This window comes from Alcanivorax sp. 97CO-5, assembly GCF_000524665.1.
Lineage (GTDB): Bacteria > Pseudomonadota > Gammaproteobacteria > Pseudomonadales > Alcanivoracaceae > Alcanivorax > Alcanivorax borkumensis.
Genome location: NZ_KI965879.1, coordinates 24,722 through 45,468 on the forward strand (window position 1 = coordinate 24,722; position 20,747 = coordinate 45,468).

The window sequence follows — 20,747 nt, forward strand, 5'->3', positions numbered from 1 at the left end:
GGCAAGACTAACCCGAACACGCAGGAAATTCATGATTGACTGGCAATCCGTGGACACCGTGCTGCTGGATATGGACGGCACACTGCTGGACCTGCAGTTTGATAACTGGTTCTGGCAACAACATGTGCCCAACTGCTACGCCCAGCAACGGGGCTTAGAGCAGGTCGAGGCCAACCGCATCATCCACGACTGGATCACCAGCCACCAAGGCACCCTGAACTGGTACTGCCTGGATTTCTGGACCGCCGAGCTGGGGCTGGAAATTGCCCACTTGAAAAGGGCGGCTGGCGACCGCATTTCCGTGCGGCCTGGCGCGGAAACGTTTCTACAGAAGCTTAAGGCATCAGACAAGCAAGTCATCATGGTGACCAATGCTCACCGCGATGCCTTGCACCTGAAAATTGCGCGCACCGGCATTGATCAATATTTTGACGAATTGGTCTCCAGCCATGATTACGGTCACCCCAAAGAAGCCCAGTCATTTTGGCAGCACCTGCAACGACACCTCCCTTTCGAGCGAGCCCGCGCCCTGCTGGTGGACGACTCCTTGCCGGTCCTACACAGCGCTCGGCAATACGGTATTGGGCAGCCGGTGAGCATCCTCCACCCGGATTCCAGTCTGCCAAAACGTTCGGATACGGCCCCGTTCCCGGCCATTGATGATTTCCTGACCGTGCTGCCCTAACGGCCAACTATGGAGAAAGCGATGGAAAGCGTACGTATAGACTCCTGGCTCTGGGCCGCACGGTTCTTCAAGACCCGCACCTTGGCCAAAAACGCCATTGAAGGCGGCAAGATCCATATCGACGGCAACCGGACCAAAGCCAGCAAGGCAGTGCAACCCGGCCAGACAGTGACCATCAGCAAAGGCACTGAGCATTTCGAGGTGGTCGTCCGCGGTCTGAGCAACAAACGTGGCCCGGCAAAGGTGGCCCAGACACTTTATGAAGAAACCTCCGAAAGCGTGGCCAAACGGGAAATGAACAGTGAACAGCGCAAATTGGCCCGAGCCGCAGCCGCTGCACCGGACCACAAACCCAGCAAAAAGGAACGTCGGGATATCCAGCGCTTCAAACGAGACAATCTGGAATAACTGCTTTTTCGCGCTGAATTTACCGCAACAGCCCAACCTCAGGACCTCATAATGCAAGACCACAAACAGCGCTTTCTTTTCCCCGACTCCGACATTCGTGGTGAGCTGGTTCAACTGGAAAGTAGCATTAGCCGTATTATAGAAGGGCAAAACTACCCACTGCCGGTGCAGGGGTTGATCGGCGAAGCCGTGGCCGCTGTGGCGTTGCTGGCCAGCACTCTCAAATTTAAGGGCCGGCTCGCCCTGCAAGCCCAAGGCAAGGGGCCGGTGTCTCTGCTACTGGCCGAATGCAGCCATGATGGCGAGCTGCGTGCCCTAGCCCGCCACAGCGACGGTCAAGACTGGAGCCACGGCGACATTCAAACCTTGATCGGTGAAGGCACCATGGTAATCACCATCACCCCCGATCAGGGGCGCCAGTATCAAGGCATCGTACCGCTCAGCGGCGACACTCTTGCCCAATGCCTGCAGGGATACTTCCAACAATCCGAACAACTGCCCACCCGGCTGTGGCTGGCCAGCGGCAACAATCGCGCGGCGGGCCTGCTGCTGCAGCGCCTGCCCAACCAGCTGTCCACCACCGACGGCAACACCCAGATGTGGGAACACTTAGAGGCGCTGGCGAGCACCCTGCAAATGGAAGAGCTACTAAACCTGGATGACCAAACCATCCTGCGCCGGCTGTTTCACGACACCCCACCCCAGTTGCCCGACGCCCAACCTCTGCGCTTTGGCTGCACCTGCTCCCGGGAACGCAACCGCAATGCACTCATTTCCCTTGGCAATCAGGAATTACAGCAATTACTGGAGGAAGACGGGGAAGTCACGCTGACCTGCGACTTCTGTCGCCATCAGGAACATTTTGATGCCGTGGACCTGGCGGAAATGCTCCGAGAAAGCCGATAGGAATACCAAGAATAGCTAACCCGCGATTCCTGGCCTCGACAGCCAGAGGCAAATAGCAGGCGACACCGCATTTGCCTCCCATCTTTTCCTGCGCCCTTTCCCTGCGTCGCGTGCCTTGACGCATTAAAAGGGTGGCCCTGCAGCCGTGACCGCACAGTCCGAAGGGGAATCGCCACTGATTCCCTTTTCTGGCATAATCGCGCGCCTGTGCTGATCAGTGGCGCCACTACTGGTCCCTTATTGGTCTTGTCCGGTCTTTGATCCGGGCACGAGACCGGCACTGTGTATCCGCAATGCGAACTTAAAGGTTGCGCGGCCATACCCGTTGCAACCGCACGGCCACAAGCCCAGGAATAACCATGACAGATCCAATTGTTTATAACGATCTCAGCCCGGCCCAGCTGGTAGAGCTGGCTGTTCAGCGTAACGAAGGCCGCCTGGCCGACAACGGCGCCCTGGTAGTGGAAACCGGTCATCGCACCGGCCGCTCACCGATGGACCGTTACATCGTTGACGAGCCAAGCACCAGCGAACACATCCACTGGGGCGCCATTAACCGTCCCATCGACAGTGATAAATTCGACGCCTTGTGGGACCGTGTGACCGCGGCCGTTGCAGAAAGCGACGCTTTTGTTTCCCACCTGCACGTCGGCGCTGACGCTGATCATTACCTGGCCGTGAAAGTGACCGCGCAAACCGCGTGGCACAACCTGTTCGCCAACACTATGTTCATCCGCCCGGAGAAGTACAACGCCCGCAACAAGGAAGAATGGCAGATCCTGCATGCCTCGCACTTCCAGTGTGACCCGGAGCGTGACGGTACCAACTCCGACGGCTGCGTTATTCTTAACTTCGCCCAGCGCAAAATTCTGATTGCCGGCATGCGCTACGCCGGTGAAATGAAAAAAGCCATGTTCTCCGTGCAGAACTTCCTACTGCCGGAAAAAGACGTGCTGCCCATGCACTGCTCTGCCAACGTCGGCGAAGACGGCGATGTGGCTCTGTTCTTCGGCCTGTCTGGCACAGGCAAAACCACCCTGTCCGCAGACCCTGCCCGTTATCTGATTGGTGACGACGAGCACGGCTGGGGCAAAGATGTGGTCTTCAACATCGAAGGCGGCTGCTACGCCAAGTGTATTGATTTGAGCCAAAAGAACGAGCCGGTGATCTGGGACGCCATCAAGTTCGGTGCGGTGCTGGAGAACGTCATCATCAATGACGAAACCCGCACCGCTGATTACGCCGATGTGTCCCTGACCCAGAATACCCGTGCTGCCTATCCGCTGGAAAACATCGACAAGAAAGTCGAAGAAAACCGCGCGGGCGAACCCAAGCACATCATCTTCCTGACCTGCGACCTGACTGGCGTCCTGCCGCCCGTATCAAAACTGTCCAAAGAGGCCGCAGCCTACCACTTCCTGAGCGGCTACACCGCCCTGGTCGGCTCCACAGAAATGGGGTCCGGCGGCGGCATCAAAAGCACCTTCTCCACGTGCTTCGGCGCCCCCTTCTTCCCACGTCGTGCCGGCGAATACGCCGAGCTGCTGATCAAACGCATGGAAGAATTCGGCTCCCAGGTATACCTGGTGAACACCGGCTGGACCGGCGGCCCTTACGGCGAAGGCGAGCGTTTTAGCATCCCCACGACCCGTGGCGTGGTTAACGCAATCCTGTCCGGCGAACTGGACACCGCCGAAACTGAGCACTTGGACATCATCAACCTGGACGTGCCCAAAGCCGTTACCGGTGTCGACAGCAATCTGCTGCAGCCCAAGAATACCTGGGCTAATCCGGAGAACTACGAAGCACGCGCCCGCGACCTGGCAGAACAGTTCCAGAAGAACTTCGCTGACAAGTACGCAGATGTGTCCGACGAAATTCGCGCGGCCGGCCCCAAGGCCTAAGCCGCGAGCATCCACGAAAAAGCCCGCCACCGGCGGGCTTTTTCGTTGTCGCCCGACGAGCAGACCCGCACGTATGGGAAGACGCAAGGAAAGCCTCCGGTTCAGAAGCGGCCTACCACCCAGCCTGAACTCAGCATCCGTTCTGCCGCGCAAGGCAGAATGACGCCCCACAAGGGCCCGTCTCATTAACCCTGTTCCCGCACCCATGAATATGATTGACTGACGGCCTCTCCCCCAAAGGTCGGCAGCCTGACAGGAGCCCCAATGAGCAAACCCAAAATTGTTGTTGTCGGTGGTGGTGCCGGCGGTCTTCCGCTGGCAACCAAACTCGGCGCAAAGCTCGGCAAATATGGCAATGCCGATATCACCCTAGTGGACTCGTCCAGCATCCACGTTTGGAAGCCCCGTTTTCACGAAGTGGCCACTGGCGCCATTGATGCCGATCTGGACGCCGTGGATTACCGCGCCCACGCTCAACTCAACCACTACCGGTTTGAACCCGGCACCATGACTCAGATGGACACCACCGGCCAGACCCTGACCCTGGCGCCACTGTACGATGCCCACGGCAGCGAAGTCCTACCGGAACGCCAACTGAGTTACGACTATCTGGTGCTGGCCACCGGCAGCCAGAGCAACGATTTCGGCACCCCCGGCGTTCGTGACAACTGCCTGTTCATGGACAGCCGGGGCCAAGCAGAGCGCTTTCGCGAACGGTTCCTTAACGCTTGCCTGCATGCCAACTATGAAAACAAACCGATTTCTGTAGCGATTGTCGGCGGCGGAGCCACCGGTGTGGAACTGGCCGCAGAACTTCATCATGCCGTGAGCATGCTCAACTTCTACGGCCACGAGCACCTAGATCGAAAACACTTGCAAGTGGATATCATCGAAGCCGCACCGCGCATTCTGCCGGTGCTTAGCGAGCGAGTGTCCGCCACCGCCACCAAACGATTGGAAGGCCTGGGAGTGAAGGTGCGCACTGGCGTCATGATCGCCGAAGCAACCCCCGAAGCCTTGGTGCCTAAAGACGGCGATCCGATCAAGGCAGACCTACTGGTCTGGGCTGCCGGGGTAAAATGTCCAAAATGGCTGAGCCAAATCGACGGCCTCAGCACCAACCGTATTAATCAGGTAGAAGTCGAGCCGACGCTGCAAGCCAAGGGCCAAAAAAATATTTTCGTCATCGGTGATGCGGCATTCTTGATCCCAGAAGGCTCGGAACGCCCGATCCCGCCACGGGCCCAATCCGCCCAGCAAATGGCGCAGCACACTGCCCGCAGCCTGCAACGGCTGCTAATGCACCGCGACCCGAAGCCCTTCGAGTACAAGGACCACGGCTCCCTAGTATCGCTGTCCAATTACAGCTCGGTGGGCATGCTGATGGGCAACCTGAAGGGCGGTAACTTCTTTGTGGAAGGCTGGCTCGCCCGAATGATGTATATCAGCCTGTATCGCATGCACCAAGCCGCGCTTTACGGCTGGCCACGTACCATCATGCTGTTAATTGCCGGGCGCTTTAACAAGCTGGTACGCCCTAGGCTAAAGCTGCATTAAAGGACCCCGCAAGCAATACGCTCACTCCATTACGGAGTCTAAGCGTGATCGCTTCAACAGCCATGTAGTCGCCGTGTCTAAAACTGTGGGACGGCGACTCATGCTTCTCGCAGCATCCACCACCAACCCACTTGGAGGCGCCCCATTCCCGCGCTATTGAATCCAAGACTTTCAACGTCTAAGCCTCCCCCGCTACACTAGCACTGCTAGCAACTTCATGGACGATAGTATCCCGATGAAAGACTCTTTCCTGTATTGGTTCAGTATTCTCAAACGCAGTGTAACCCTGTGGCTGGAGGGTAACGCCGTAAGCTATGCCGGCTCATTGGCTTTCTTTACCTTGTTTTCTCTCGCCCCAGTAATCATTCTGGCGGTAAAAGTCATCTCCTTGGTGATGACCAGCGATGCCGCAATGGCAGAAATTCTCGGTCAATTGGAAGCCACCATCGGCCCGGAAGCGGCCAACGAAGTGCGCAACGCCATCGCCAACACTCAAACGCCCCGCCAAGGTTTGCTCGCCGGCTTGCTCAGCTTACTAGTGATGGTCATTGGTGCCACCACAGTCTTTGCCCAGATGCAGCGCTCCATGAATGCCATCTGGGAGGTAATGCCGCGACCGTCACGCAACACCATTGCGGCCTTGATCAAAAGTCGGCTTTTGTCTCTCACCGTGGTCGTTTCTCTGGGTTTTGTACTGCTGGTTTCGCTCCTTCTGAACGTAGTGGTGCAGGCGATCATCGTCTACGCGGAGGGCTGGCTACCGATTCATAGTAGTGTGGTGGTGATCTTTGAAATGACGGTTTCACTGGTGGTCATCGGTCTGCTGTTTGGCACCATGTTCAGAGTACTGCCCGATGTAGTGCTAAATTGGAAAGCAGTAATGCCAGCGGCACTGATCACCGCCATTCTGTTTTCTGTGGGCCGCGCGCTAATCGGCTTGTACCTAGCCCACACCGCCACGGCGTCTACTTACGGCGCTGCCGGCTCTCTGGTGGTACTGCTGATGTGGGTATATTTCTCCTCCATGATCCTGCTGTTCGGGGCCGCTTTCACTCGCGCCCATTGCGAGGCACGGAGCATGGAAATCCTAGCCCGAAGCAGCGCTATTCGGGTAAAACGTCAGCAGATTGATCTACCCGCCCAATAAAGCGTCGGAATACATTTGTAGACGCGCGCTAACCAATGTACACCTCGCCCTCCGGATAACGCACCACCGGTTGGCGGGGGCGCGTCAACAGAAATGACAGGGTCAACGGACCGATCCGCCCCACAAACATCACCAGCATAATCACCCACTGGCCCGCGGAAGACAGCTCATCGGTAATACCCCGTGATAACCCCACTGTGCCAAAGGCAGACACCACTTCGAACACAAGATTCTCGAATCCCAATTGCGCATCGGTGACCGACAACGCCATCAAGGCCGCGAACAATACCCCGCAGCCAATAAAGGTAATCGCCAGGGATTTATACACCAAGGTGGAGGAAATCTGCCGGCCAAAAATCACTGGCAGAGGGCGGCCACGCAAAAAAGCACGGGTAGCCAACAACAAGACCATAAAGGTAGTGACCTTGATCCCGCTACCGGTGGAATTGGTGCCCGCACCGATAAACATCAGCAGCAGATAAAGCAAACTGGTCGGCAATAACAACGCACGCACATCCACCACATTAAACCCGGCAGTACGAGGTGTTACCGCATGAAACCAAGAGGCTGCCAGTTTGTCGCTGAGGCTCATGCCCCCCAGGGTGCCTGGGTTATTCCACTCGGCCAGCATGAAAAACACTAACGTTACCGACAACAGCACCGCTGTACCCACCAACATCAGCTTGCTGTGCAACGATAACCCTCGCCAGCGCCAGCCTTTGCCGAAATCCGCCAGCACCGTAAAGCCCAGCCCCCCGACAATAATCATGGCGGTAATGACCAGCACAATACCCCAGTGGCCGCCCCAGCTGGTGAGGCTATCGGCACTAAGGCCAAAGCCGGCATTATTGAAGGCCGACACCGTATAGAAAAGGCTGTGAAAGGTCCCTTCCCCCCAGCCCAGCGCAGGCACCCAGATGCACATCAACAACGCCATGCCCACCGCCTGCACCACCACAACCACGACCAGAATCCGGCGGATTAGCCAAGCAATATCACTGACCCGGCTATAATTCATGCAATCACGAATGAGCTGCTGCTCGCCAATACCTAAGCGGTGCCCAATGGCCAACAAAGTGGCCGCCGCGAAGGTCATAATGCCAATGCCACCCGCCTCGATCAGCAGTAACAACACCCATTTCCCGAACAGAGTGAATTGTCCGCCCACCTCCACCACCGACAAACCGGTTACCGTCACCGCCGAAGTGGCCGTAAACATGGCCTGCAACCAACTAATCGGGGAATGGGTCGCCATGGGCAACTTAAGCAACAAAGAGCCCAGCACAATCAACAGAAGAAAACTGCCGGCCAGCGCCGCTGGCGGTGACACTAGAGGCTTGTGGGTATGGGAACGGGGCGCCCCGAGCCGGCGAGCGAACCAGGGCCTCATTGCGCTTTAGAAAACCGCAGCAGGTCGTTCAATGTGCCCATCAGCACCAACTGATCCCTCTCTTGCAACAGTAAGTCTTCAAAGGGCGACTGCCAGACCTGGGTCCCTCGCTTGACTAGCGCCAAGCGCAGCTCATCATCGCCCAAAGGCAATTCAGACGCGGCCTTGCCCGCAAATCGCTTATCCACCTTGACCTCAACCACCAACCAGTCATTCCCTAAGGAGATATAGTCGAGCATTTCCGGGTGAACGATAGTCTGGGCAACCCGAATACCCATTTCATGCTCAGGATGAATGATCCGGTTGGCGCCCAGCCGCGACAAGATCCGGTGGTGAGGCTCGCTGATCGCTTTCACCCACACCTGCTCCACCTCCGCACTTTTTAACGCTAAAGTAGTAAGAATGCTGGCCTCCAGGTTCTCACCAATGGCCACCACAACCGCATCAAAAGCCGTCATCTCCAGCTCGGCAATCACCTTGTCATTGGTACCGTCGGCAATCAGAGTCTGTGACAATTTGTCGGCATAACACTCCACCCGTTCCCCATCGATATCCACCCCCATCACATCATGGCCCAAGCGGGTAAGCTCCTGCGCAATGGTCGAACCAAAACTGCCCAAACCGATCACAGCATACTGATGCTTCACAGGCCCTCCTTGCTTGAAGCCGTGGCGAAAACAAAAGTCTGCACCTTTTATTTGCCGCTGTCATTGCGCCGAGAGCGCACCGTCAAGAAACCGTTTTTCCTCTTTTTTCAGTTTTGTTGCCACAACTGAGCAGCAACAGCGTTATGCTTTGTGACGCATTATCCTGACCGATTCCCTATGACGGTGGAGACCTCATGCCCTCGATTCGCGCCGCCCTGTTTGCCGGTAGCACTCTGCTCGCCAGCCATGCCAGCTATGCCCTGGATAAGGCCGAGTTTGAACAATGCATGGCCCAATTACGCGCCCAGGCCCATGAGGAAGGCATCCCCGCCCAAGTGATAAGCCGTAGCTTAAATACCGTAAAGCTGAACGAGCGGGTCATTGAACTGGACCGCAGCCAGCCGGAATTCACCAGCAGTTTTTCCGATTATTACACCCGCCGGGTGAGCGAAACGCGCATTGAAACCGGCCGCAAGAAATACCGGGAGCAACAACCCCTACTGCAAGAGCTGGCCCGTGAATACGGTGTTCCCGGCCATTACTTGGTGGCTTTTTGGGGCTTGGAAACCAACTATGGCGGATTCCTTGGCAGCATTCCGGTGCTGGATTCCCTGAGCACCCTGGCCTGCGAAGGCCGGCGTGGAGAGTATTTCTCCAGCGAGCTATTCAATGCCCTGCGTATCATTCAGGCCGGCGACGCTGAAGCCAAGCAAATGGAAGGCTCCTGGGCAGGCGCCATGGGCCAGACCCAATTCATGCCCGCGGTATTCCTACGCTACGCGGTGGACCATGATGGTGACGGAAAACGCAATTTGTGGAAGTCCACCGATGACGCGCTGGCTTCAGCCGCCAATTTTCTGCAAGGACTCGGCTGGGAACGCGAACAACGCTGGGGGCGTGAAGTGCGCCTACCTAAATCCTTCGACTACCAACTCACCGGGTTCAGCCACCAGCGCTCTCTGAGCGACTGGGCTGACATGGGCATCACCATGCCCAATGGCCAACCGTTGCCACAGGCAGACATGCAGGCCGCTGTGATTGTGCCTTCCGGCCATAATGGCCCGGCTTTCCTTGCCTACCAGAATTTCCGCGTGATCATGGGCTGGAACCGCTCAGAGTCTTACGCCATTGCCGTGGGGCGGCTAGCTGACCGCATCGCCGGTGGCGGCGAGCTGGCCCAAGCACCGGTACCTGCCCCACGCCTAACCCGAGAACAAGTTACCCGGGTACAGCACACCCTGAACGAAAAAGGCTTCGATGCGGGTGAAGAAGATGGCCTGATGGGCCCAAGCACCCGCAAGGCCATCGGCCGTTTCCAGCAAGCCAACGGCATGGTCGCCGACGGCTTCCCAGACCAAGAGGTACTAACCCTGCTTAGTGCATTCAGCGAGAAAGACTAATCGAGGCTGGCCCAACCATAACGCGTCCGATGCGCTAGGCACCTAGGTAGGTAAGAATAGCTTTGGCCATCGGCCAGCGACTGTATTTCTGGCAGGAGGGTCCCTGAAGGAAGGTCATCATCACTGCTCTCAGCGCCAAGCCGAGCTCCCCGCACCTTTGATGACTCAATCAATAAAGGCATCTGTGGTTAGCAGGTAACAAGGCTCCTTATCTCACGCCCGCAGACAAGGGTTCCGGTTGCACAAACTTTCCGGTTACCGGAAACCGCACTTCAACCAATAGTCCACCATGAGGATGGTTGGCTAAACGGATTTCACCGTGGTGCATATCCACAATCCGTTTCACGATGGCAAGGCCCAAACCACTGCCACTCAAGGTGCGAGCCTTTTCACCTCGGGAAAATGGTTGCAGCAGCAACGGGATATCCTCTTCGCGGACACCGCGGCCATGATCACGCACCGTTAATAGCACCTTGTTCTCGGCAACAGCGGTGCGCACCTCTACTGGTGAGGCGCCGTACTTAAACGCATTGCCCACCAGATTAGCCAGCATCCGCTTTATGGTTAGGCGCTTGAGCATAAGCCGGGGTAAGTCTTCTAGTTCAAACCGCAATTGTTCAGGCGAATACTTACCGGCCACTTCCTGAATCAAGTCATTCAAATTCTCAAAATCCGGCTGCTCATCGGCACCGTCACGGATAAAGGAAATAAACTGATCCAGGATCGCGTCCATATCCTCAATGTCCTCGATAATGCCTTTTGCCAACTCTTCGTCCTGCATGAATTCTGCGGATAAACGCAGGCGCGTGAGTGGCGTACGCAAATCATGGGACACCCCGGCCAACAACAATGCTCGATCTCGCTGGGCATGCTGTAAATCACGGGCCATTCGGTTAAAGGCGCTATTTACCGCCTGAATCTCTTCCGTCCCAGTGGTGGTATCCAATACTGGCACCGCTTCTCCACGCCCCACTTTCAGAGCCACTTTGGCCAACCGGCGCAACGGTAAATTCAGCCCCCTGGCAATCAGCAAGCCACCGATAATCGCGAGTAACGGCACCGTCACCCCCCAGCCCAACAACAGGTAGCGATCGTAATCCCGGAAGAACGCCATAGGCACGCGCACCCACTGCTTGCCAAACGACGGCGCATTGACCCACAGAACAGGTTGGCGGCTGTCCCCCAGTCGCACCGTCACAGGCTCTTCGAGCATACTTTCCAGCTCTTCCTGAAAACGCCCCACCACCGGACGCGACAGCAGCATGATGCCATCGTGCAGTTCTTCTGGAATGGCCACCGTAATACCAGAGGCACGGCCCAGCCGATCGGCCAGGTCCTGATCCGCTAATGCCCGCGGGGTATCAAAGGTCAACTCTGCCTGCAAAACTGTCAGGCGAGCATATTCACGAATGCCAGGCAGGTAGGCATTACGGGCGAAGAACAACAGCGTCAACGCCTGACTAATACCAATTACCAGCCCCACCACAACAGCGGAGCGGACAAAGGCAGTACGGGGATAGAGTGTCATTGATAAACCGCCAGAAGCTAGACGCTGAACGCCAGACAAAAAAAGGACCCTCCGACTTTAAGCGTCAGGCCTCCGGCGTCAAGGTCCGGCACGTTCAATCAGGTACAAAAACATACCCCACACCCCATACGGTCTGGATGTAGCGGGGCTTAGAAGGATCGTCTTCCAGTAGGCGGCGCAAGCGTGATACCTGCACGTCAATGGAGCGCTCCATAGCAGACCACTCACGGCCACGGGCCAAGCTCATCAGTTTGTCCCGAGTCAGCGGCTCACGAGGGTTCTGCAACAGCGCCTTAAGCACGGCGAATTCACCCGTGGTCAAGCTCTGTGGGTCACCGTCACGGGTTAGCGTGCGGTTGCCCAGATCAAGCAGCCAAGGGCCAAACGTCACCGACCCTTCTTCCTTACTCGGTGCACCGGGCAACTCTCGCACATGCCGACGCAAAACCGCACGGATACGGGCATCCAGCTCCTTGGGGTTGAACGGCTTAGGCAGATAGTCATCGGCCCCGGCATCGAGCCCCTCAATGCGCTCTGCATCATCGCCCTTGGCGGTGAGCATAATGATCGGCATGATATTTTCAGCTTCGCGCAGACGCCGGCATATGGACAATCCGTCCTCTCCCGGTAGCATTAAATCCAAGACCATTAGAGAATACAGCTCACGAGACAAGGCTCGGTCCATCTGCTCGGCATCCCCCACGGCCTTCACCGTATAGCCCGCCTCTTCAAGAAAACGTTGCAACAGGCTGCGCAGTCGCGCATCGTCATCCACGACTAGAATCTTGTCTTGTTGTTCGCTCACGGCGCCTCCGAAGGTTTCACTGCCCCTGATTTACGCTTTGTGGCCCGAACGTGCAAGAAAATGACACGAAGAGATTGTATAAAAACATTGCCAACGATGAAGGTAGAGGCCGCGAATTAGGAACTCTTATAAGAAAACGCTAAAATACCTGGCTGAGAATTATTATCGATAAAGGAATTCCCTTGCGAGACCGCCTGAAACGAACTCCCCCGGTTGCCCGCGTTATTCTGGGCACCGTTCTAGCGATTATTTTACTTGCCGTACTCAAGCCCTCGGCCCCCACTCGCGACGTGGCCGACAACAATGCCAGGGTACGCTTTGAGCTAGCCGATCCGCAGGCACGTTCTCCGCAAATTCAATTGTTAGGACGGGTTCAATCCCCCCGAGCCGCCAGCCTGACCGCTGTGGTCACTGCTAATGTAGACAGTATCCCCGTACGTGCCGGCCATCGAGTCTCGAAGGGTCAAGTACTGATCCAACTGGACGATACCGAGGCAGCCCTAGCCCGAGATCGCGCCAAGGCTGCCCGCGACGAAGCCGCAGCCCAGCTAGAAACCTCTCGACTGCGCCACCAAAGTGACAAAAATAATCTGGAGCTGGAAAAGAAACTGGCCAAGTTGGCCGCCGACAATCTGGAGCGTATCCGAACCTTACGTGAGCGTAAGCTGGTAGCCCAGACCCAGTTAGACCAAGCTGAAGAAGCGCAAGCACGGGCAGACCTGTCACTCAGCTTGCGCCAGCTCAGTGTCAGCGATTTTGGTAATGAGCTCGCTCGCATGAAGGCCCGGCTGGCCAGCGCCGAAGCTCAATTTAAGCAGGCACAAATTGATCTGGCCCGCACCACCGTCAATGCCCCTTTCGATGGCACCGTGACTCAGGTAAGTGTGGCCCCCGGCGAGCGGGTTCGCCCTGGCGAGCCCCTTATCAAACTGTTTGCAGACACCGAACTGGAAGTCCGCGCGCAGATTCCCGATCGCTATTTGCCCGCAGTCCGTAAAGGTTTGATCGACGGAGACCTATCCGCCAGCACCCAGCTGGAAGGCTATACCTTGCCCCTCAAACTGAAACGGCTGGCCGGGGATGCCGCCGACGCTCGCGGTGGTATCGATGGCCTTTTTGCCTTCAGCGGCGACGGAGCCAAAGGTGCACCCACCGCGGCCCTGGGCCGTCCATTGACCATTACCCTGACACTCCCCGCGCAGCCGCAGCTGCTGGCCCTGCCTGCCACTGCTCTGCACGGGCTTGATCGACTCTATCGTATCGACAGTAATAACCGCCTGCAGCGAGTGTCCGCTGAAATCGTCGGTGAAGCAATTGATAGTGAAGAGCCCCGTTTATTGCTGCGTGCCGATGCTTTGCAAGGCGGCGAACGCATTATGACAACCCAATTGCCCCAGGCCATCGTCGGCCTAGCAGTGGACGCACAGCCTGTACCCGGCAGTAATGCCGATACCAGTACCCAAAACAGTCTAGATACAGGTGGCGAGAGCCCCCCACCCCCAGTGAACGCAACAGAGCAGAACAGCGAGGGCAGCGACAGTGAATGAGTCGCGAGGCCTGATTGCCAGCTTTACCGAACACAAAGTTGCCTCCAATCTGCTGATGGTGCTGATGATCATGCTCGGGGTGCTAGGCCTAACCCGGCTTAACACCCAGCTATTCCCCGACTTCGACTTTGAATATGTCACCGTGACCATCCCCTGGCGCGGTGCCAGCCCGGAAGATGTGCAGCGCTCCATCACCATCCCCGTTGAGCAGGCCCTAAAAACCTTACCCAACACCCGTAAATTTATCGCCCGCTCCCAGCAAGGCGCCAGCGCTATCTTTATCGAACTGGAAGACGGCAGCGACCTGGGCCTAGCCCTAGACGAAGTACGTCAACGCATCGACTCCATCCGCAACCTGCCACAAGATGCGGAACGCCCGGTAATCCAGAAAATCACCCGTTATTCACCGGTCACCTCGATTCTAGTCTCCACAGAAAACGGCAGCCGAGAAGAACTCCGCCCACTGGTGCGGGAAATGGAAGACGAACTGCTGGCGCTAGGCGTCGGCAAAGTTGAATTCATCGGCCTTCCCGAAGAAGAAATGGCCATCCAGGTACCCACCAGCACCCTCCATGACTTGGGCATGACCCTCGGGCAAATCGGCGATAAAGTACGTAGCTTCAGCCAAGACACCCCCGCCGGCACAGTGGGCCGTGACGACGCCGCCAAGCAGCTGCGCGCTCTGGGCCAACGCCGTGATGAAAAGACGTTTGCCGAACTCCCTCTGATTACCACCGCCGACGGCCAGCAGCTAACCTTAGGCGACGTAGCCATCATCGAACGACGTCCCCGGGATGACCAAGCAACGCTCACCTTCGAAGGCAACCCCGCCATTGAGCTACAAGTGATGCGCGGCGAAGACGACGACATGCTCGACCTGGCAGAAAAGGTCCGCACCTGGGGAGCAGAGCACAAACACTCGCTGCCCCAGGGCGTCAAAATGACGTTCTACTTCGAAGCCTGGAAACACGTACAAGAGCGCATATCCACCCTGTTATGGAATGGCATCTCCGGACTAATACTGGTCATTCTCACCCTCTATTTCTTCCTCAACGCCCGGGTGGCCTGGTGGGTCACCGTGGGCATTCCTGTGTCGTTCATGGCCACCCTGGGCATCCTTTGGGTGTTCGGCGGCACCATCAACATGATCAGCCTATTCGGCCTGATTTTGGCTCTTGGCTTGATTGTGGATGACGCCATTGTGGTGGGCGAAGACACGCTCACCCATCTGCAGCAAGGGGAATCCGCCCAGCGCGCGGCCCTGGGGGGCGCACGACGCATGTTCTGGCCGGTGGTGGCCTCGTCGACGACCACCATTGCCGCCTTCCTGCCGCTGGGCATGATGGGCGGCGCCATGGGCAAAATTGCCTTCGACATCCCCTTCGTCATGATTTGTGTGATCCTTGCCTCACTGATGGAATGCTTCCTGGTTCTGCCCGGGCACTTACACCACAGCTTCCGCGGTATAGAGGTAAAGGCTAGCGGCCTGCGCGAACGTATCGACGTCGGCTTCAACCGCTTCCGCGATGAGCGCTTCCGCCCCTTGGTAGAATGGTCGATCAAACACCGCAAACTGGTCAGCGTGTCCGCCATATGTGCCTTTATCATGGCACTGTCTCTGGTGGCTACCGGTTGGCTCAAATTCACTTTTTTCCCGCCGGTGGACGGCGACCAGTTGCGTGCCGTAGTGGAATTTTCCTCCGGTACCGACAAGCAACAGGTGAACACCTTCCTTGCCGAGCTGGAACACACCCTGGAAGAGACCAACGAAGAACTGGGTGGGCATCTGGTCCACACTATTATCAGACACCATGGCGCCGCCGCAGGCTTCGCCAATATCGGTGGCCGACAGGACCAATTCGGTGATGAATACGGCACTCTGGTCGCCGAGGTTTATACCGGCTCGGATCGAGAAATCTCCAACGACGAACTGATGCAGGCCTGGCGTGAAAAACTTTCCATGCCCGCGGGCTTGGATCGTCTTACTATCTCCCAGCCACAAGCGGGCCCCCCAGGCAAACCCATTGAGGTGAAACTCACCGGCAGTGATGCCGCCACCCTGAAAGCAGCATCCCTCACCTTGCAGGAACGCCTAGACGAATTCTCTGGCGTCAGCAACGTGGATGACGACTTGCCCTACGGTAAGGAACAACTGACATTCGAACTGACCGCCCAGGGCCGCGCCCTAGGACTAACTCTCAGTGAGGTAGCCACCCAGCTACGGGCGGCCTTCGACGGCAGCCTGGCTCAACTTTACAACGAAGACGATGACGAAGTAGAAGTGCGGGTGATGCTGCCCGACAGCGAACGTCGCCGCTTCAGCGCCATTGAACGCCTACCGATCATCACCAGTCAGGGTGAAGCCATTCCTCTGCGCGACGTTGTCACTTTTGACGCCCGCAAGGGGGTCGATCTGCTACGCCGGGTTAACGGCGAGCTGGCAGTGACCGTATACGCAGACCTAGACCCGGAACAGGGCAACGCCAACGAAATCATCGCCATACTCAACGACGGCATTCTCCCGGAGCTGAAGAGCCGATATGGCATCGGCGTTGGCTACGAAGGCAAACTGCAAGAACAAGCCGAAAACCTGCAAGATCTGGCCACCGGCGCCCTGGTTGGCCTAGCCATTATCTATATCGTGCTGGCCTGGGTGTTCAGCTCCTATTCCTGGCCGCTAGCGATCATGACAGCGATCTTCTTCGGCCTCACCGGTGCGGTCATCGGGCATATTTTCACCGCCCCGTTTGGAATCAAATTTTCCATGTTCTCGGCCATGGGACTATTTGGTCTGTCCGGCATTATCGTTAACGACTCCATTGTTCTGGTGAGCTTTTACCAACAACTGGTGGCGGAAGGCATGGAACGTTTCCAAGCAATCACCGAAGCCTGTGTGCGCCGTTTACGTGCAGTGTTGCTCACCTCCATTACCACCGTGGCCGGGCTCACCCCGATTCTGTTCGAAAGCTCCTTGCAAGCCCAGTTTCTCAAACCCATGGCGGTGAGCCTGGTGTTCGGGCTACTGTTCGGCACCGGGCTGATTCTGCTAGTCGTGCCCGCCATGCTTATGCTGATCGAAGAACAGCGCGATCGTTTCCAAGGGCTCAGCCAACATCTAGCACCACGCCATTGGCCCAACCTGCTACAGCGCGCTTGGCGCTTTGATCCTATCCATTATCGCCAACAACCCGGCCCGCAAGGCCTAGGCGGCAACCTATGGTGGGCGATGCTACTAGGGCCCACCCTGCTACTAAAAGTGTTTGCCTGTCTGCCACTGCTCAAATCAGTGGCCAGCGAACAGGCTAACCTGCAGCTGATCGCCCCCGCCGGCGTGCTCTGGTTGCTAATGCTTGGCTTGGGTCTGGCCTTCCTGTGGAGCCTATTCCGTCGTCGCCAACAGACCCAGGCATTGGCGCTGTACTGGCTACTAATAACGGGGCTGGGCAGCCTTACCATTGCCTCATTCGCCCCACTGGTGGGGCATCACGGCGAAGCCCTGGCCAACAGCTTCTGGTCCCTGGCCCGCTGGACCCTGGTGACGGGCCTGATTGTGCTACCGATCCTGCTATGGGGACGGCGCAGCGCTCACACGCTGACGAGATGACAACGCAAGCACAAGTCACACCCGAGTATACTGGGCGCACAGCGGCGAACTGTTACCGCTTGCTGCCCCCTCGCGACGCTAAGCGGCACACATGTGCCATAATTCGACAGCTTACCTTTTAAGCCGCCACTGGTATGATTCGCGATTGGGTCGAGACATATATAAAAAACAGCCGATGGGATCAATACCGGCTTGAGGAGAGCAGCATGGCCAAAATTCTTGTGGTGGACGATTCCCCAACCCAGCGGAGCAATCTGGTTAAGATTGTCCAAGGCCAGGGCCATGATGTCGTTACTGCCAGCAACGGCATGGAAGGAATTGAAAAAGCCAAACAGGAACACCCCGATTTGATCCTTATGGATGTGGTAATGCCGGAGCTAAACGGCTTCCAGGCAACCCGAAAGATAACCCGCGACCCTGTTACCGAGAGCATCCCGATAATTCTGGTAACCACTAAAGATCAGGAAACGGACAAGGTTTGGGGCGAACGGCAAGGCGCCTTCGGTTATGTGGTGAAGCCGCCGCAGGAAGCGGAACTGGTCGCCAAAATCAATGAAGCTCTGGCCTAAGTGATCGTCTGCGGGCCATAACCCGCACTGACCAAGTGTCCATGACCTTCACCGCAGCCACAGCCGCTTTTACAAGTCAATCTATCAACGACCGGATTCATTCCCTATGATTCCGGTCGTTTTGTATTTAAAGAGCGCTTGCACGCAGCACGCTTGCAGACCGTACGCCGTCAGGATATATCATGCGTAGTATCGAACAGATTATTGCCGAAGAAATCGGTTGCCAGGAACGCCAGGTCAACGCTGCCGTTGCCCTGCTCGACGAAGGTTCCACCGTCCCCTTTATCGCCCGTTACCGCAAAGAGGTGACCGGCGGGCTGGACGACACCCAGCTGCGCAACCTGGAAGAACGGCTGCGTTATCTGCGCGAGATGGAAGAACGCCGCGAGACCATCCTGAAGAGCATCACCGAACAGGAAAAGCTTACCCCGGAACTGGAAAAAGCCATCAAGGCTGCCGACACCAAGACCCGGCTGGAAGATCTCTACCTGCCCTACAAGCCCAAGCGCCGTACCCGCGCCCAGATTGCCCGCGAAGCTGGCCTGGAACCGCTGGCTAACAGCCTAATAGATGATCCCACCCAGGACCCGGAAGCACTAGCCGCCGGTTACTTGAACGAGGAACACAAGATTGCCACCGCCAAGGACGCCTTGGACGGTGCCAAACAGATCCTCATGGAGCGTTTCGCTGAAGATGCCGAGCTGCTCACCCGCCTGCGCACCTTCCTCTGGGACAAAGGCCAAATTCAGGCCAAAGTGGTGGAAGGCAAGGAAAAAGACGGCGCCAAGTTCAGTGACTATTTTGATCACAGCGAAACCCTCAAAGGCATCCCCAGCCACCGCGCACTGGCCCTGTTTCGGGGCCGTAATGAGGGCATTTTGCATGTCTCAATGGTGCTGCCGGAAGAGTTGGAAAATGCTCAACCGCATCCCTGCGAAGCCATGGTCACTGCCGTAGCGGACTGGCAGCACGCCGGCCGGGCCGCCGATGATTGGCTCAAAGAAGTGATGCGCTGGACCTGGAAGATCAAACTCAACACTCATCTGGAAACCGAATTACTGGGCCGAGTGCGTGAAATGGGTGAAGAGGAAGCCATTCAGGTTTTCGCTCGTAACCTGAAAAGCTTGTTGATGGCCTCCCCCGCCGGCCCTAAATGCACCATGGGGCTGGACCCTGGCCTGCGTACCGGCGTGAAAGTGGTTGTCGTGGATGCCACCGGAAAGCTGCTGGAACACACCACCATCTTCCCTCACCAGCCAAAGAAGCAGTGGGATCAGTCCCTCAGTAAGCTGACTGCGCTGAGCAAACAGCATGGCGTGGAATTGATCGCCATCGGCAACGGCACTGCTAGCCGGGAAACCGACAAGCTGGCCGGCGAAGTGGTGAAATTGCTCAAGGATCAGCCGATCCAAAAAATTATCGTTTCTGAAGCCGGCGCCTCGGTCTACTCTGCCTCGGAAATGGCGGCCCTGGAATTCCCAGAACTAGACGTGTCTTTCCGTGGCGCGGTATCCATTGCCCGCCGCCTGCAAGACCCACTAGCCGAGTTGGTAAAAATCGATCCGAAAGCCATCGGTGTTGGCCAGTACCAGCATGACGTAAGCCAGGTAAAATTGTCCCGCTCACTGGATACCGTGGTGGAAGACTGCGTGAACTCGGTGGGCGTGGATGTGAACACCGCCAGCGCCCCCTTGCTGGCCCGTATTGCCGGCCTTAACAGCACCATCGCCGGCAACATCGTTTCGTTTCGAGAGAAGAACGGCGCCTTTGCCAGCCGCGCCAACCTGAAACTGGTGCCGCGCCTAGGCGACAAGACCTTTGAGCAAGCCGCTGGTTTCTTGCGCATCATGAACGGCGAAAACCCGCTGGACCGCTCCTCGGTTCACCCAGAAGCCTACCCGGTGGTGGAAAGAATTGCCGAGCAGCATGGCCGCCCCCTAAAGGATCTAGTGGGTGATGTGCCGTTCCTGAAGAAGGTCAACGCTGCCGACTTCACCGACGATAACTTCGGCTTACCCACCGTCACCGACATTCTCAGTGAATTAGAAAAACCCGGCCGCGATCCGCGCCCGGAATTCAAAGCCGCGGTTCTCAAGGAAGGGGTGGAAACCCTCAAGGATCTCAAGCAAAACATGATCCTCGAAGGCACCGTCACCAACGTGACCAACTTCGGCGCCTTTGTAGATGTGGGTGTTCATCAGGACGGACTGGTGCACGTATCCGCACTGGCCGACAAATTCGTGGAAGATCCGCACCAAGTGGTCGCCCCCGGCGATATCGTTAAAGTGAAAGTGCTGGACGTGGATCTAGACCGCAAACGCATCAGCCTGACCATGCGCATGGGCGATCAACCCACGGAGAAACCCAGCGGCCAACGCCCCACCAGCAACCGCGCCAACCAAGCAAACAAAGGCAATAACCCACGCCGTGGCGGTGGTAATGGTGGAGCTCAACGCGCTGGCGGCCAGCCCCAGGGCGGCGGCGGCACCTTCGCCGACCTATTTGCCAAAGCTAAGGAAGAGAAGCAGAAGAAAGACAGCAAGAAGCGCTCCTGAGTGGAGCGACTTCTCAGCGTCATTCTATTGCCCCATGATTGTCGGAATTCCGTCACACCCGCGGCCGGTCCCTTATCTGACTGGTCGCACGACAG

The 20,747-nt window shown here is 57.1% G+C and carries 15 protein-coding genes; 11 read left to right on the forward strand and 4 right to left on the reverse strand.

The annotated features are described in order from the left end of the window. The first annotated feature begins 31 nt into the window (after positions 1–31). From yrfG to Y017_RS03485, 6 genes are all read left to right on the forward strand, one after another. On the forward strand, positions 32–685 hold the full coding sequence (yrfG, locus tag Y017_RS03460) for a GMP/IMP nucleotidase (protein WP_035458954.1): 654 nt from the start codon (positions 32–34) through the stop codon (positions 683–685). A gap of 21 nt (positions 686–706) precedes the next feature. After that, positions 707–1,093, forward strand: a complete 387-nt coding sequence (locus tag Y017_RS03465) for an RNA-binding S4 domain-containing protein (protein WP_081737568.1) — start codon at positions 707–709, stop codon at positions 1,091–1,093. Positions 1,094–1,144: 51 nt separating this feature from the next. Next, positions 1,145–1,999 (forward strand): Hsp33 family molecular chaperone HslO, encoded by an 855-nt coding sequence (gene hslO, locus Y017_RS03470; protein WP_011587572.1) that lies wholly within the window; start codon positions 1,145–1,147, stop codon positions 1,997–1,999. 359 nt (positions 2,000–2,358) lie between these two features. Further along, positions 2,359–3,903 (forward strand): phosphoenolpyruvate carboxykinase, encoded by a 1,545-nt coding sequence (locus Y017_RS03475; protein WP_035458959.1) that lies wholly within the window; start codon positions 2,359–2,361, stop codon positions 3,901–3,903. 264 nt (positions 3,904–4,167) lie between these two features. Then, complete coding sequence (locus Y017_RS03480; protein ID WP_035458961.1) at positions 4,168–5,460, forward strand: NAD(P)/FAD-dependent oxidoreductase; 1,293 nt, start codon at positions 4,168–4,170, stop codon at positions 5,458–5,460. Positions 5,461–5,677: 217 nt separating this feature from the next. Next, entirely contained in the window at positions 5,678–6,607 is a 930-nt protein-coding gene (locus tag Y017_RS03485; protein WP_101235048.1) for a YihY/virulence factor BrkB family protein, read from the forward strand. Between the two features lie 28 nt (positions 6,608–6,635). Here Y017_RS03485 and Y017_RS03490 read toward each other — a convergent pair whose 3' ends face one another. Together Y017_RS03490 and Y017_RS03495 are read right to left on the reverse strand one after the other, a co-directional pair. After that, positions 6,636–7,937: a TrkH family potassium uptake protein gene (locus Y017_RS03490; RefSeq protein WP_231483371.1), complete on the reverse strand. Its 1,302-nt coding sequence runs from the start codon at positions 7,935–7,937 to the stop codon at positions 6,636–6,638. Between the two features lie 56 nt (positions 7,938–7,993). Further along, a complete protein-coding gene (locus tag Y017_RS03495; protein WP_011587567.1) occupies positions 7,994–8,644 on the reverse strand; it encodes a TrkA family potassium uptake protein in 651 nt (216 codons plus the stop codon). A gap of 194 nt (positions 8,645–8,838) precedes the next feature. On the opposite strand from Y017_RS03495, the gene Y017_RS03500 reads away from it, so the two are divergent. Next, positions 8,839–10,044, forward strand: coding sequence for a lytic murein transglycosylase (locus tag Y017_RS03500; protein ID WP_035458963.1), 1,206 nt, complete (start codon positions 8,839–8,841; stop codon positions 10,042–10,044). Positions 10,045–10,252: 208 nt separating this feature from the next. Here the strand turns inward: Y017_RS03500 and Y017_RS03505 are convergent, their stop codons facing one another. Together Y017_RS03505 and ompR are read right to left on the reverse strand one after the other, a co-directional pair. Next, complete coding sequence (locus Y017_RS03505) at positions 10,253–11,572, reverse strand: ATP-binding protein (RefSeq protein ID WP_011587565.1); 1,320 nt, start codon at positions 11,570–11,572, stop codon at positions 10,253–10,255. Positions 11,573–11,666: 94 nt separating this feature from the next. Beyond that, positions 11,667–12,377 (reverse strand): two-component system response regulator OmpR, encoded by a 711-nt coding sequence (gene ompR, locus Y017_RS03510; protein WP_011587564.1) that lies wholly within the window; start codon positions 12,375–12,377, stop codon positions 11,667–11,669. A gap of 182 nt (positions 12,378–12,559) precedes the next feature. Between ompR and Y017_RS03515 the strand changes: the two genes are divergently transcribed. The 4 genes from Y017_RS03515 to Y017_RS03530 all read left to right on the forward strand — a co-directional run bounded on the left by Y017_RS03515 (position 12,560) and on the right by Y017_RS03530 (position 20,652). Continuing rightward, on the forward strand, positions 12,560–13,924 hold the full coding sequence (locus Y017_RS03515) for an efflux RND transporter periplasmic adaptor subunit (RefSeq protein ID WP_011587563.1): 1,365 nt from the start codon (positions 12,560–12,562) through the stop codon (positions 13,922–13,924). After that, positions 13,917–17,528, forward strand: a complete 3,612-nt coding sequence (locus Y017_RS03520) for an efflux RND transporter permease subunit (protein ID WP_035458965.1) — start codon at positions 13,917–13,919, stop codon at positions 17,526–17,528. The genes Y017_RS03515 and Y017_RS03520 overlap by 8 nt, the downstream gene beginning before the upstream one ends. Positions 17,529–17,734: 206 nt before the next feature. Then, a complete protein-coding gene (locus tag Y017_RS03525) occupies positions 17,735–18,097 on the forward strand; it encodes a PleD family two-component system response regulator (protein WP_011587561.1) in 363 nt (120 codons plus the stop codon). 182 nt (positions 18,098–18,279) lie between these two features. After that, entirely contained in the window at positions 18,280–20,652 is a 2,373-nt protein-coding gene (locus Y017_RS03530; RefSeq protein ID WP_011587560.1) for a Tex family protein, read from the forward strand. Positions 20,653–20,747 lie beyond the last annotated feature (95 nt).